This window comes from Gottfriedia solisilvae, from assembly GCF_002128405.1.
Classification (GTDB): Bacteria; Bacillota; Bacilli; order Bacillales; family Bacillaceae_G; genus Gottfriedia; species Gottfriedia solisilvae.
The window spans coordinates 57,388-70,977 of the sequence record NZ_NETJ01000004.1 but is presented as its reverse complement, the minus strand read 5'-3'; the positions used below and the strand labels follow the sequence as shown (position 1 = coordinate 70,977).

Below are 13,590 nucleotides of genomic sequence, written 5' to 3'. Positions count from 1 at the left end.
TGATCCAAAGAATTAAAAAAGCCGCTGTACTCGGCTCGGGTGTGATGGGTTCAGGTATTGCTGCACACTTAGCGAATATAGGTATTCCAACATTACTTCTTGATATTGTCCCAAGAGAATTATCTGAGGAAGATACTGCAAAAGGTCTTACTATTGAATCTAAAGAATTTCGTAATCGTTTTAGTCAATCGGCTATTCAGAAATTATTAAAACAAAAACCAGCTCCTCTAGCCTCAAAGAAAAATTTAGCTTTAATTGAAGCTGGAAATTTTGAAGATGACATGAGTCGTTTAAGTGAAGTTGACTGGGTCATTGAGGTAGTAGTTGAAAATTTAGCGATAAAAAAACAAGTGTTAGCAAAAGTTGATGCTGTTCGTAAACCGGGATCAATCATAAGCTCTAACACATCAGGGATTTCAATTGAAGCGATGTCTGAAGATTGTTCTGAAGACTTTAAAAAACATTTCTTAGGCACACACTTTTTTAATCCACCAAGATACTTAAAATTACTAGAAGTAATTCCTACACAACATACATCTCATGAAGTACTTACATTTATGAAAAAATTTGGTGAAGATGTTTTAGGTAAAGGAGTTGTACTTGCAAAAGATACACCTAACTTTATCGGTAACAGAATTGGAACTTACGGATTACTTGTAACAGTTCGTGAGATGCTTAAAGGTGGATATAGCGTTGGTGAAGTAGATTCAATTACTGGTCCGATGATCGGTCGTCCATCTAGTGCTACTTTCCGTACTTTAGATGTAGTTGGATTAGATACATTTATCCACGTTGCAAATAATGTTTATGACTTAGTAGAAGGCGAAGAAAAAGAAGTATTCAAAGTTCCTGAATTTATGAAGGAAATGGCGGATCGTAAATGGTTAGGAAGTAAGAGTGGTCAAGGATTTTTCTTGAAGCAAGGTAAAGAAATTTTAGAACTTGATCCAGCTACTTTTGAATATGGTACAAGAAAAAAATTAACGACTGTATCTACAGAAACTGTTAAACAAGTAAAAGGTTTACCAAATAAGTTGAAAGCGCTTGTATACGCTGATGACAGAGCTGGAAACTTCCTATGGAGTATTATTAGTCCAGTATTAGCGTACTCTGCAGAATTAACTGGTGAAATTTCAGATAATATTGTTGGAATAGACCAAGCGATGAAATGGGGATTTGGATGGGATTTAGGTCCTTTTGAGATTTGGGATGCAATTGGTGTATCTAAATCAGTAGTCCGCATGGAAAGCGAAGGCATTTCTGTTCCTGGTTGGGTTAAGGATCTGTTAGATAACGGTAATGATAGCTTCTACAAACAAGATAATGGTGCTGTTAGTTTCTATCATAATGGAGAATATGTTCAATTAGATCGAAATGAAAAAGAAATTAAACTTAGTGCTTTAAAAGAACAAGGTCGCATCATTAAGAAAAATTCTGGTGCAAGTTTAATTGACCTTGGCGATGGTGTTGCTTGCTTAGAGTTCCATACAAAGAGCAACGCAATCGGTATGGATATTACACAAATGATCAACTTCGCAGTTGAGGAAGTATCAAAAAATTACAAAGGGTTAGTCATTGGAAATCAAGCTAAGAACTTCTGTGTTGGTGCAAACTTAGCAATGATTTTAATGGAAGCTCAAGATGATAACTACTTTGAAATTGAAATGGTTGTTAAAGGCTTCCAAAACGCAATGATGAAAATCAAATACTCTGATAAACCAGTAGTAGTAGCACCATATGGAATGACACTTGGTGGAGGTTCAGAGATTTGTTTACCGGCTTCTAGTATTGTTGCATCTTCAGAGACTTATATGGGATTAGTTGAAGTTGGTGTAGGTTTAATTCCTGGCGGTGGCGGTAGTAAAGAGCTTTATATGAAACAATTAAAGCAATTCCCAGAAGGCGTGCAGTTTGACTTACAAACTTTAGCAAACCGAGTGTTTGAAACAGTTGCTATGGCTAAAGTATCTACATCTGCTCAAGAAGCATTTGAAAACGGATTCTTAAATCACAATGATCGCAAAGTGTTTAATGCGGATCATTTAATCTATGAAGCAAAACAACGAGTTCTTGAATTATATGAAGCTGGTTACAGTGCACCAGTACGTGAGAAAGTACCTGTTGTAGGTGAAACAGGCTATGCAACATTATTATTAGGTGCTCAAGCTATGTATCAATCTGGATATATTAGTGAGCATGATTTAACAATTGCTAAGAAATTAGCTTATGTAATTGCTGGTGGTAAAGTTCCATTCGGTACAAAAGTTGATGAGCAATATCTATTAGACATTGAGCGTGAAGCATTCTTAAGCTTAATCACTGAAATGAAGTCTCAGGCTCGTATGCAGCACATGCTTGTAAAAGGAAAACCGTTACGTAACTAATCGGAGATGGAGGGAAGAACATGAGAGAAGCTGTCATTGTAGCAGGTGCAAGAACACCTGTAGGCAAATCGAAAAAAGGTTCACTTGCAACAGTTCGACCAGATGATTTAGGAGCATTAGTAGTAAAAGAAACATTAAAACGTGCTGGTAATTATGATGGTCCAATTGATGATTTAATTTTTGGATGTGCAATGCCTGAAGCTGAACAAGGCTTAAATATGGCAAGAAATATTGGAGCACTTGCTGGATTACCAAATACAGTTCCGGCTATCACTATCAATCGTTATTGTTCTTCAGGTTTACAAAGTATAGCGTATGCTGCAGAGCGAATTATGTTAGGTCACTCAGAAGCTGCGATTGCTGGTGGTGCTGAATCTATGAGTTTAGTACCAATGTCAGGACATGTAATTCGTCCAAATAGTAGACTAGTAGAAAATGCACCTGAATATTATATGGGTATGGGACACACTGCTGAGCAAGTAGCAAATCGCTATGGAATTTCTCGTGAAGACCAAGATGCATTTGCGGTTCGAAGCCATCAAAAAGCAGCTGCTGCAATTCGTGAAGGTCGCTTTGTAGATGAAATTGTACCAGTTGATGTTGCGCTACGTTCAATTAATTCAAATAACAAATTAGAGGAGAAAAAATTTACTTTTTCTCAAGATGAAGGCGTACGTGAGGGTACAACTTCTGAAATTTTAGCAAAATTACGTCCAGCATTTAATGTGAGAGGATCAGTGACTGCTGGTAACTCTTCACAAACAAGTGATGGAGCAGCAGCGGTACTAGTAATGGATCGTGAAAAAGCTGAAGCGGAAGGATTAAGTCCACTGTTAAAATTCCGTTCATTTGCAGTTGCTGGTGTAGCACCAGAAGTGATGGGGATTGGTCCAGTTGAAGCAATTCCAAAAGCTCTTAAACTAGCAGGTTTAAGTTTATCTGATATCGGATTATTTGAGTTAAACGAAGCATTTGCTTCACAGTCAATTCAAGTAATGCGTCATTTAGGTTTAGATGAAAACAAAGTAAACGTAAACGGTGGTGCAATTGCATTAGGACATCCACTTGGCTGTACTGGTGCAAAATTAACACTATCTTTATTACATGAGATGAAGCGTCGTGGAGAGCAATTCGGTGTAGTAACAATGTGTATCGGTGGCGGAATGGGAGCTGCTGGGGTATTTGAATTAATTTAATAAAAAAACGAATACAAAATAAATGAAAACGAAACAGGAGGAAGAAATGATGGAAAAAACAATCGGTAGTGTCATTAAAGGCGGAAGCTTTTTAACAGAAGAAATTACTTTTGATAAAATTTTTACTCCAGAGGATTATACTGACGAGCATAAATTAATTGCGAAGACAACTGAAGAGTTTGTTGTAAATGAAGTGTTACCAGAATTAGAGTATTTAGAGAAACATGAATTCGAGCGTTCTGTTCGTTTATTAAAACAAGCTGGTGAGCTAGGCTTACTTGCTGCTGATATTCCAGAAGAATATGGTGGCATTGCATTAGATAAAATTAGTTCTTCATTAATTTCAGAGAAGTTTTCTTTAGCTGGTGGATTTGCAATTACTCATGGAGCACATGTTGGAATTGGATCACTTCCAATCGTTTTATTCGGTAATGAAGATCAAAAGAAACGCTATTTACCGGATTTAGCTACTGGTGAAAAATTAGCTGCATACGCGTTAACAGAGCCAGGTTCAGGTTCAGATGCATTAGGAGCGAAAACTACAGCGAAATTAAATGCTGAAGGTACACATTATATTTTAAATGGAGAAAAACAATGGATCACTAACTCTGCATTTGCAGATGTATTCGTTGTATATGCAAAAATCGATGGTGAGCATTTCTCTACATTTATCGTTGAAAGAAACTATCCAGGCGTTTCAACTAGCCCAGAAGAAAAGAAAATGGGTATCAAATCATCTTCTACTCGTACATTAATTTTAGAAGATGTTGCAGTACCAGTAGAAAATCTTTTAGGTGAAGTAGGAAAAGGCCATGTCATTGCATTCAACATTTTAAATATTGGTCGATACAAATTAGCTGTAGGTACAGTTGGATCTTCTAAACGTGCTTTAGAATTGTCTGCAACTTATGCAAACCAACGTCAACAGTTTAAAACACCAATCGCTAAATTTAGCTTAATTCAAGAAAAATTAGCGAACATGGCTACGAAAATTTATGCAAATGAAAGTTCAGTTTACCGTACTGTAGGATTATTTGAAGACCGCTTTAGTCAATTAACTGAGGAACAAGCAAAAGATCCAAAAGCAGTAGCGGCAGCTGTTTCTGAATATGCAATTGAATGTTCATTAAATAAATTCTTCGGTTCAGAAGTATTAGACTATGTAGCTGACGAAGGTGTTCAAATTCACGGTGGTTATGGTTTCATGGCAGAATATGAAATTGAGCGCATTTATCGTGACTCTCGTATCAACCGTATCTTTGAAGGTACAAATGAAATTAACCGATTAATCGTACCAGGTACATTCTTACGTAAAGCTATGAAAGGTGAATTACCTTTACTTCAACAAGCTCAAGCAATTCAAGAAGAGCTTATGATGTTTATGCCTTCAGAAGTAGGAGATGCTCCACTAGAGCAAGAAAAGCATTTACTACGTAATGCAAAGAAAATCGGTATCATGATTGCAGGATTAGCTGCTCAAAAATTCGGTAAAGCATTAGAAAGAGAGCAAGAAATCTTAGTAAACATTGCTGATATTGCAAGCAATATTTATGCAATGGAATCTGCAATTCTTCGTACAGAAAAAGCAATCAACAAAGTAGGCGTAGAAAAATCAAACCAAAAACTACTTTATACTCAAGTATTCTGTCAAGAAGCGTTCAATGAAATTGAGGCTCATGCAAAAGAAACTTTAGTAGCTGTTGAGTCAGGCGATTCTTTACGTATGATGACTTCTGCGCTTCGTAAATTTACTCGTCACACGCCGATTAACGTAATTGCTAAAAAGCGTGAAATCGCAGCTGGTGTATTAGCTGCTGAGCGTTATACAGTATAAGATTTTAGAAAAACTGCCTTTCTTAAGAGATTGGCAGTTTTTTTATGAAAGGAATTACTACTTTCTGCCCCAATAAATATTTGATGATATGGTAAAAATAGGATAATCTATCTTCAGATATGACATACTAATATAGGTTATTCTAAAATTTAAATCAGATTAAATCATTTCTGACAGTATAATTTGGTCTTGAAAATACGAATGATGGTTAGGATATGAAAAAAATATCGTGATAAATTGAAAAATAACCGAACGTTTAACTAGTTAATATTGTCGAATGTTGTTATAATATTTATAAATGACAATTTATAACAGAATTTTCTAACCGAACTATTTTAACTCACTTATTTACTGTGATAAAATAGAAAATGGGAGGAGTTGCTAATATGAGTATCATTTTTTATACATATCCAAAGTGTGGAACTTGTCGAAAAGCTGCTTCTTGGCTTAAAGAACATAATGTAACTGTGGAAGCAGTTGATATTACATTAAATCCGCCTTCAAAGGAATTACTTGCTGATGTTTTAAAAGTAAGTGGAATTTCTATTAATAAATTATTTAATACAAGTGGTGTAAAATACCGAGAACTTGGCTTGAAGGATGTTATTCCAACTAAAACTGAAGAAGAGCTTCTAGAACTTCTAAGTTCTGATGGCAAACTGATCAAAAGACCGCTTCTTTTTAATGGAGATCAAGCGACAGTTGGTTTTAACGAAGAAGTATTTGAAAAAGTTTGGTTATAAAATAACATAAATTATGGTAATTAATCGAGGAGGATTCACAATGTCAATTCCAAAAGAATTACGTTATTCAGAAGAACATGAGTGGGTAAGAGTTGAAGGTAATAAGTACTATATCGGTATTACTCATTTTGCACAATCAGAACTTGGAGATATCGTATTTGTTGAGTTACCAGAAGTAGGCGATGATATTACAGTAAATGAGCCATTTGGTAGCGTTGAGTCTGTAAAAACAGTTTCTGAACTTTATGCTCCTATTAGTGGGAAAGTTGTTGAAGTAAACTCAAGCCTAGATGATAATCCAGAATTCGTAAACGAATCTCCATACGAAAAAGCATGGATGGTAGTTGTTGAAGCTTCTAACACTTCTGAATATGAAGAGTTAATGTCTGCTGAAAAATACGAAGAAATGATTAATCAAGATTAATTATCTATTAAGAGCGTCCAATTATGGGCGCTTTTCTTAATTTATGTGTATACTAATAAATACAAAATACTATTTTTATGTTATTTTTTGTCTTGTTTTTGGGTTAGTTTATTTTCCTTTTATGAAAAAAAGGAAACAACAAACGAAAATAGAATATACTATATAAATGAATTAAGCTTTAGAGTCCTTTACATTAGGTGATGCCCAGTGAATATTGAAGATCAAAGAAAAGTAATCATTGTCGAAGGTACTACTGATAAAAGAAAGATTCAGTCTATTATAAAAGAACCTGTAGATATCATTTGTACAAATGGAACTGTAGGGACAACTAAATTAGATGAACTAGCCGAAATGTTAGATTTTAGAGAAATCTATGTACTAGTTGATGCTGATGAGGCTGGAGAAAAACTGAGAAGATTATTAAAAAGAGAATTTCCTCAAGCGGAGCATTTGTATATCGACAGAAGCTATCGTGAAGTTGCAACAGCCCCAAGTCAACATTTAGCAAGTGTATTATTAGGAGCGGATATTTCCGTTTTTACAGACTATTTAAGAACAATTTAAGAGGATTAATGATATGCACCAGTGGACAAAGAATGAATTAATGCAACGTATAGAATCAAAAGAAACAACAATCTTATATATATATACCGCTATGTGTGGTACTTGCCAAGTAGCATCAAAAATGTTAGAAATCGTTAATGAAATACTGCCTAACTTACCATTATCTAAGCAAAATATTAATGATCTAACACAAGAAGCTCAGCACTGGAAAATTGAAAGTGTACCTTGTTTACTTATCTTCGATAAAGGAGAAATCAAACAAAAAATATACGCTTTCCAATCTGTTCCGTACTTACATGACTTATTAAAAAAATACAATCTGTATATTAAACGATGAATGCATAGAGAAAAGTGTTCTCTTCTCTTGGAGATACAAATAACATATTATTCTAAATGGCAACTAATTAACTGATTAGTTGCCATTTTTATTGATTCTTTTAGAAATTTTGTATTTAAAGAGTTCATTTATAAGCAAAGATAACGATTGGAACGGAAGGTGCGAGACTCCTGTGGGAGTAGCGGGACAGGTGAGACCCCGCAGGCGCGCCGAGGAGGCTCACCGCACGCCCCACGGAAAGCGAGCAACCTGGAGTGGAAATCGACGAATTCTTTTTTTTATAGCAACAAAGTTTCGAGCCTGAACTTATAAATATTACCCAACTTCTGACATATTTCTTGGGAAATAAGGTGAAAGTTGTAGAATGACATGCGTTTATCCATGGTAATTGTCGAGCGAAAAGTAAAGAACATAACATCTATCTATGAGAAAATAGTTTTAAAGAATTCGGGAGAGGTGTTAACGATATGGAAATTAAGGAGTGGGTTGGACAAGCTAGAAATTTATTTATTAATAAAGAATATTTACAAATAATTTTACCGATTGAGGATCGAATTTTCGAACTAAATTGTCTTAATGAGAAATCATATATCAAATTCAGCAAGAAAGCTCCATTTATTGAAATATTAGATCGAGCTATTCCACAGTTAAGAATTAATTTAACGAAAGATGGTTGGAAATCGTTAAATTTAGGTAGGGAACGCTTAGGTCTATTATTAAAGTTAAATGACGCTTCTTATGAGGGGAATTATCGATTATTATTACTCATTGAAACAATTTTTCAATACACGAGTGTGGAGAATGAGAAAAAACTTTTAGAAAATTGTTGACAACTTATGTCTAAGTTTGTAGAATGAAAATTACATTAAACAACCGAATATTTGATACGTTAACTCTTATCGAGAGAGGTGGAGGGACTGAGCCCTGTGAAACCCAGCAACCGTCAATGCTTGTCATTGAAATGGTGCTAATTCCTGCAAAGCAATTGCTTTGAGAGATGAGAGAAAGGATTACTTTTTATGTTAAACCTTTCTGCTCATGTGAGTAGAAAGGTTTTTTTGTTTTTTAAGACTAAAAAAGTTATTTCTTACAAAAAATTGAAAAGAGAGTTGTTAGAATGTTTGAGAGGAGAAATCATGAATGATTCAAATAAATAATGTAAGTAAGATATATAGGAGTAAAAAGGGCACTGTAACCGCGGTAAAGGATGTTTCACTAACAATTGAAGCAGGCGAAATCTTTGGCATGATCGGATATAGCGGTGCTGGGAAAAGTACGTTATTACGAATGCTAAACGGGCTTGAAATTCCAACAGATGGTGACGTTATCGTTAATGGGAAATCAATCACAAAGTGTTCATCAGCAGAGCTTCGAAAATCAAGACAGAAAATCGGGATGATATTCCAACACTTTAACTTATTATGGTCTAGAACAGTTTTAGACAATATACTTTTCCCACTTGAAATTGCTAATGTTTCAAAAAAGGAACGTGTAGAGCGTGCAAAAGAATTAATCAAGCTTGTAGGGCTTGAAGGAAGAGAAAATGCATATCCTTCAGAACTAAGTGGTGGTCAAAAACAGCGTGTTGGGATTGCTAGAGCATTAGCAAATAATCCAGATGTATTATTATGTGATGAAGCTACTTCTGCTTTAGATCCTGAAACAACTGATTCAATACTTTCACTACTAACAAGTATTAATAAACAACTAGGGATTACAATCGTTATGATTACACATGAAATGCATGTTATTCAAAAAGTTTGTCAGAGAGTAGCTGTAATGGAAAATGGAAGAGTCGTTGAAGAAGGACATGTAGTAGATGTGTTTACTCATCCACAACAAGAAATTACGAAGAAATTCGTAAAGCAGGTTAGAGGAACAGACGAGGAACTTAATCAACAAGTAATTATAGAAAGCAATGGGAATGATAAAACTTATAGGCTAACATTTAAAAATGGACAAGCTAATCAACCCCATATATCTGAAGTAGTAAAGCACTTTGATATTGAAATCAATATTTTGCAAGGAAAAATTGTTCAAACCGCTGAAGGGTCTTACGGAACACTAACTATTCAACTTGTAGGAGATTTAAATAACATCAAAGAGGCAATTTCTTACTTAGAATCAAAGCAAGTTGAAGTGGAGGTAGCGTAATATGACACAACTTTTTCCGAATGTTGATTGGGAAACAATGATCTTAGCAACACAAGAAACATTATTTATGACAGTAATAGCAGCATTAGCTACTTTTATTTTAGGGTTAATTATTGGTTTGCTATTATTCTTAACAAGTAAAGACCAGCTGTTAGAAAACAAATTGATCAACATGATTTTAGCTGGATTTGTAAATATATTCAGATCAATACCGTTTATTATTTTAATCATTTTATTAATTCCGTTTACAATGTTTATTCTGGGTTCAATGCTTGGTGCGAAAGCTGCATTACCTGCTTTAATTATTGGAGCTGCACCATTTTATGCAAGAATGGTTGAAATCGGATTACGTGAAATTGATAAGGGTGTAATCGAAGCAGCAAGAGCAATGGGAGCAAGCACTTTAACAATTATTTTAAAAGTTCTTATTCCAGAAGCGTTACCTGCTATTATCTCAGGCCTAACTGTTACAACAATTGCAATTGTTGGTTATACGGCAATGGCTGGGGTTGTAGGTGGCGGTGGACTTGGTAACTTAGCATTTATGGAAGGTTACCAAAGATCAAATAATGAAGTAACTTTAGTGGCAACGGTCATCATCTTAATCATTGTATTTATACTTCAATTTATTGGAGATTTAATAACAACAAAAATAGATAAAAGAGCTTAATTCAAATTAGGGAGGAAAAAGAACATGAATTTCAAAAAGATTACAGGTTTATTAGGAGCAGGCGTATTAGCTTTATCGTTAGCTGCATGTGGTAATGGAGAAAACGAAGCTGGTGGAAAAGGAAATAAAGAATTAGTAGTAGGTGCTTCAAACGTACCTCACGCAGTAATCTTAGAAGAAGCAAAACCTTTACTGAAAAAAGAAGGTATTGATTTAAAAATCGTTAAATTCCAAGATTATGTTTTACCGAATAAAGCTTTAGAATCAAAAGAATTAGATGCTAACTATTTCCAACACATTCCTTACTTAGAATCACAAATGAAAGAAAATGGATATAAATTTGAAAATGCTGGTGGAATTCATATTGAACCAATCGGTGTTTACTCTCAAAAATATAAAAGCTTAGATGATCTACCAAAAGGTGCAACAATTATCATGAGTAGTTCAGTTGCGGACCACGGTCGTATGTTAAGCCTGTTACAACAAGAAGGTTTAATTAAAATTGCTGAAGGCGTAGACCCAACAACTGCTACAATTAAAGATATTGCTGAAAACCCTAAAAACTTAAAATTCAAAGCTGACGTTGAAGCTGGTTTACTTCCAAAAGTATATCAAAACAAAGAAGGCGATGCTGTTTTAATCAATACTAACTATGCAATTGATGCTGGTTTAAATCCTATGAAGGATGCAATTGCTTTAGAAGGTAAAGAATCTCCATATGTAAACATCATTGCAGTACGCGAAGGTGACAAAGACAAAAAAGAGATCAAAGCATTAGTAAAAGTATTACACTCTAAAGAAATTCAAGATTTCATCATTGAAAAATATGAAGGTGCTGTAGTACCTGTAAGTGAATAAGTAATCAAAAGAAAAACTCTTAGCAATTTAGCTAAGAGTTTTTTTGTTTTAGCAAATATCTTTATTAATAATAATTGGGAATTGTACAGATTAGTTTTTAACAAATATTTCATTTACAGCAGAAATAGGATTTCGTCCATTTATTACTTCTATAATATTTTTAGCTGCTACTTCAGACATTGCTTCACGCGTTTCATAAGTTGCATTTCCAATATGAGGTGTTAGAACTACATTCGATAATGTTTTTAATTCTTCCGTAATGGTTGGTTCAAATTCAAAAACATCCAACGCAGCGCCCGCAATCACACCATTTTTTAAAGCATTTACTAACTCTGCTTCATTTACGAGTGTTCCTCTTGCTGGATTTATAAAGAAGGCAGTTTTTTTCATTTTTGCAAATTCTTCTTCTCCAAATAGATGGTGCAGTTCAGGCTTATATGGAGAGTGAAGTGAAATGAAATCAGATTCTTTTAGTAAGTCATCAAATGAAACATAGGTTGCGTTAAATTGTTGTTCAATCTCTGGGCTTAACCTTCTAGGTTGAGTATATAATACCTTCATATTAAAAGCATTTGCTCGTTTTGCAACTGCTTGTCCAATGTTACCGAAGCCAAAGATTCCAAGTGTTTTCCCTGAAACTTCAGTGCCTCTAAAGAATAATGGTGCCCATCCATCAAAACCAGTCGTACGGCATAACTCATCGCCTTCTACTACTCTTCTCGAAACTGCTAATAGGATAGCAAGCGTTAATTCTGCAGTTGCATCTGTAGAAACAAATGGAGTATTTGTTACGTGAATTCCTTTGCTAGTAGCATACTCAACATCAATATTGTTAAATCCAGCTCCATAATTAGCAATAATCTTCACATTTTTCGCGGCATCGATTACATTCTTTGTAATTGGGGTAGATAGTAAACTTAGAATTGCATCAGCATTTTTTACACTTTCGCAAAGCTCGTCTTCAGTGATTAGTCCTTCACCAGTGAAAATAGTTATGTCGTTTCCTTTTAAGATTTCTTCTGCTTTTTCAGGTATTTTGCCTGCTACAAAAATATTGGCCACTTTATATCCCACTTTCTGAATAAAATCTTCTATTATGCATCTTTTTATTATAAATGATTTGATTGTAATTATTAAATTTGAATGCACTTAGAAGGAATTTGTCGAATATCAATAAAGGATAAATCAAGCAGTTATTAAATATATAAACAAGTGCAGATCCTTGTATAAGGATCTGCATTTTTTTATGAGTTTAATAGAAGGGAATCTAGAATCGGATATTTGTGAAGGTAATAAATCTATCCGTAATTTCTCATACTAAAGGTAATATTTGGTTTAAGGAGGAGCAAAGATGAAAAAAGTTATTGGATTTTTAATTACTTGTATCATGACAAGCTCTATTGTGATACCGACTTATTCACAAGCAGCGGTCAAACAAAACAGTAAACTAGTACAATTGTCGCCTGCTACTGTACAAAAAGCGCAAGTGTATGAAGTGAAATTGAGAAATACACCAATTAAATATCCACAAGTAAAAGGATTGAGTAGCAAAAAAGCCGAGCATAAAATAAATACAACTTTACAAAAAGGTGCGAAAGTAGCTAATCAACATAGATTAAAATTACTTGCAGACGAAAAAGAAGCGAAGGCAAAATGGACTTCAAGTCAAGGTCCATGGAGACCTTATGAGTACGTATTTACTTATAAGGTTCCTTTTAATGATGCTGGAAAATTAAGTGTTGTCTATTATGAATATGTTTATACTGGCGGCGCACATGGGATGACAACTGGGACAGTCTTTAATTTTGATTTAAAAACAGGTGATCTCATTCGGTTATCAAGCCTAATAAAAGGAAAGGAAAAAGCTATACAAGATTATACTTATCAACAATTACAAAATAAATATAGTGGATATGTTTTAATTAAGTCACCAAATGAAATATCTCTAAATGATAAAAATAGATTATGGGTATTTGATCAGGAAGGCATTAAATTAATTTTTAGTGAATATGAAGTAGCTGCATATGCGGCGGGTATGCCGGAAATCGTTGTACCTTATAATATATTCCAACAGTAAAATTAGATATGTGAATGCAAAAGAACCTTCTAAATAAGGTTCTTTTACATTTAATAACATATAAAATTGTTTTATGAAAAATTGGTTTTTAGTTAATAATGAAAGAGTGCGAATTTTATTAAATATATGAGTAATTTTTAAGTGCGTATCACCCAATTTAACTCGAACAACTATATTAGTATTGAATAAGCTAAATTGAATATGATTAAAAAATTGTTTTAAGAGAATATTACGATTCAAGATCTTCTTTTAACAATAATGCGTAAAGGTCTTCTACACGCTCTGACATAAATCTTTGGGATTCTTCAATACCTTTATTAAAATACAAGGGACCAAGCTTTGTAGTGAT

The 13,590-nt window shown here is 34.2% G+C and carries 14 protein-coding genes and 1 riboswitch; of the genes, 12 read left to right on the top strand and 2 right to left on the bottom strand.

What is annotated here, in order from left to right; translation table 11 throughout:
* Positions 1-2 precede the first annotated feature (2 nt).
* From CAB05_RS13555 to CAB05_RS13500, 11 genes are all read left to right on the top strand, one after another.
* Positions 3-2,384 (top strand): 3-hydroxyacyl-CoA dehydrogenase/enoyl-CoA hydratase family protein, encoded by a 2,382-nt coding sequence (locus tag CAB05_RS13555; RefSeq protein WP_088001684.1) that lies wholly within the window; start codon positions 3-5, stop codon positions 2,382-2,384.
* A gap of 20 nt (positions 2,385-2,404) precedes the next feature.
* Positions 2,405-3,580 (top strand): acetyl-CoA C-acetyltransferase, encoded by a 1,176-nt coding sequence (locus CAB05_RS13550; protein ID WP_088000613.1) that lies wholly within the window; start codon positions 2,405-2,407, stop codon positions 3,578-3,580.
* Between the two features lie 49 nt (positions 3,581-3,629).
* Positions 3,630-5,414, top strand: a complete 1,785-nt coding sequence (locus CAB05_RS13545; protein WP_088000611.1) for an acyl-CoA dehydrogenase FadE — start codon at positions 3,630-3,632, stop codon at positions 5,412-5,414.
* Between the two features lie 386 nt (positions 5,415-5,800).
* Positions 5,801-6,157 carry an arsenate reductase family protein gene (locus CAB05_RS13540; protein ID WP_088000609.1) on the top strand — a complete coding sequence of 119 codons (357 nt, stop codon included), beginning with the start codon at positions 5,801-5,803 and terminating at the stop codon, positions 6,155-6,157.
* A gap of 40 nt (positions 6,158-6,197) precedes the next feature.
* Entirely contained in the window at positions 6,198-6,581 is a 384-nt protein-coding gene (gcvH, locus tag CAB05_RS13535; protein WP_088000607.1) for a glycine cleavage system protein GcvH, read from the top strand.
* A 213-nt stretch (positions 6,582-6,794) separates the two neighbouring features.
* Complete coding sequence (locus CAB05_RS13530; RefSeq protein ID WP_088001682.1) at positions 6,795-7,145, top strand: ribonuclease M5; 351 nt, start codon at positions 6,795-6,797, stop codon at positions 7,143-7,145.
* A gap of 13 nt (positions 7,146-7,158) precedes the next feature.
* The gene (locus CAB05_RS13525) at positions 7,159-7,482 is read left to right on the top strand and encodes a thioredoxin family protein (protein ID WP_088000605.1); all 324 of its coding nucleotides are present in this window, start codon (positions 7,159-7,161) and stop codon (positions 7,480-7,482) included.
* A 467-nt stretch (positions 7,483-7,949) separates the two neighbouring features.
* On the top strand, positions 7,950-8,312 hold the full coding sequence (locus CAB05_RS13515; RefSeq protein WP_088000601.1) for a hypothetical protein: 363 nt from the start codon (positions 7,950-7,952) through the stop codon (positions 8,310-8,312).
* 63 nt (positions 8,313-8,375) lie between these two features.
* Positions 8,376-8,486, top strand: a riboswitch (SAM riboswitch).
* A gap of 136 nt (positions 8,487-8,622) precedes the next feature.
* Positions 8,623-9,636 (top strand): methionine ABC transporter ATP-binding protein, encoded by a 1,014-nt coding sequence (locus tag CAB05_RS13510; RefSeq protein ID WP_088000599.1) that lies wholly within the window; start codon positions 8,623-8,625, stop codon positions 9,634-9,636.
* 1 nt (position 9,637) lies between these two features.
* Positions 9,638-10,306: a methionine ABC transporter permease gene (locus CAB05_RS13505; protein WP_088000597.1), complete on the top strand. Its 669-nt coding sequence runs from the start codon at positions 9,638-9,640 to the stop codon at positions 10,304-10,306.
* Positions 10,307-10,330: 24 nt separating this feature from the next.
* Entirely contained in the window at positions 10,331-11,164 is an 834-nt protein-coding gene (locus CAB05_RS13500) for a MetQ/NlpA family ABC transporter substrate-binding protein (protein ID WP_088000595.1), read from the top strand.
* A gap of 90 nt (positions 11,165-11,254) precedes the next feature.
* On the opposite strand, the gene CAB05_RS13495 is transcribed toward CAB05_RS13500, so the two are convergent.
* Positions 11,255-12,226 (bottom strand): 2-hydroxyacid dehydrogenase family protein, encoded by a 972-nt coding sequence (locus CAB05_RS13495; RefSeq protein ID WP_088000593.1) that lies wholly within the window; start codon positions 12,224-12,226, stop codon positions 11,255-11,257.
* Positions 12,227-12,515: 289 nt separating this feature from the next.
* Here CAB05_RS13495 and CAB05_RS13490 point away from each other — a divergent pair, with 289 nt between their 5' ends.
* Positions 12,516-13,241 carry a DUF3298 and DUF4163 domain-containing protein gene (locus tag CAB05_RS13490; protein ID WP_088000591.1) on the top strand — a complete coding sequence of 242 codons (726 nt, stop codon included), beginning with the start codon at positions 12,516-12,518 and terminating at the stop codon, positions 13,239-13,241.
* A 229-nt stretch (positions 13,242-13,470) separates the two neighbouring features.
* Here the strand turns inward: CAB05_RS13490 and CAB05_RS13485 are convergent, their stop codons facing one another.
* Positions 13,471-13,569 carry a hypothetical protein gene (locus tag CAB05_RS13485; RefSeq protein ID WP_158093269.1) on the bottom strand — a complete coding sequence of 33 codons (99 nt, stop codon included), beginning with the start codon at positions 13,567-13,569 and terminating at the stop codon, positions 13,471-13,473.
* Positions 13,570-13,590: the final 21 nt, after the last annotated feature.